The organism is Pseudoalteromonas sp. SIMBA_162 (assembly GCF_046535955.1).
Lineage (GTDB): Bacteria > Pseudomonadota > Gammaproteobacteria > Enterobacterales > Alteromonadaceae > Pseudoalteromonas > Pseudoalteromonas marina.
This window is the reverse complement of sequence record NZ_JAWJBQ010000055.1, coordinates 1-818: the sequence shown is the minus strand read 5'-3', so window position 1 is coordinate 818 and position 818 is coordinate 1. Positions and strand designations below refer to the sequence as shown.

The 818-nt window shown below is 64.4% G+C and carries 1 protein-coding gene; it reads right to left on the bottom strand.

Features of this window, described 5'->3' with window-relative positions; translation table 11 throughout:
- Positions 1-818: VCBS domain-containing protein (locus R0J88_RS18675; protein ID WP_410900684.1), on the bottom strand; the 818-nt coding region annotated here is incomplete at both ends.

The following is an 818-nucleotide window of genomic DNA, read 5'->3' as shown; positions in this document are numbered from 1 at the left end:
TGTCATCGTTCAGTGACTGGACCTTGGCATTGCCGTTGTCCAGCACGTAGCTGTAGCTGCCGTCACTGTTGAGGGTCAGCGTGCCGTAGCTGCCGGCGATCTCGGTACCGGTCGTGTCGTTGACGTTTGCCGCAAGCGCGTCATCGTCTTCCAGAGTGCCTTTCACGACACCGGTGACCGTGGTCGGCGTGTCGCTGCCCAGGGCATCGGCGGCCGCATCGGCATCCGTGCTGTCACCGGACCCGCTGATGACATTGCCGGTCAGGGCGTCAGTGGTGTCCTCGGCGATGGTGCCGGTATCGGCATTGGCCGTCGGGACGGTATCAACGATCGCGATGTCGAGACTGTCGGTGGTGCTGGCATCCGTGATGTCGGTGACCACGACCGCGAAGCTGTCGGTGATGTCGCCGCCCGAGTGATCCTCGGTCTCGCCATCCTCGACGTAGCGGTAGGTAACCTCACCGGTGTCGGCGTCATAGCCGGTCACCCTCAGGGTGCCTTCGCTCGCCTCGATGACCACCGGGTCGGCCTCGGTCGCATTGGTGATGTCGACCGGTGTATCCACATCGACGCCAGCAATGGTGACCGTGGCAATCCCGGCAGTGGCGGCGACCGTGAAGCTGCCGGTGACGGTATCGCCGGTGGCTTCGGTGACGCTGTTGTCGTCCGTGCCGCTGATGCCGGTGATGACCGGCGCGGCATCGGTCGAGCCCGTGACGGTGATGGTCAGCGTGGTGCGCGAGGCATCGCCATCGGCATCGGTGATGCCATAGGTGAAGACGTCGATCAGCGGGTCGCTGGTGTCGTCCAGTGACTGG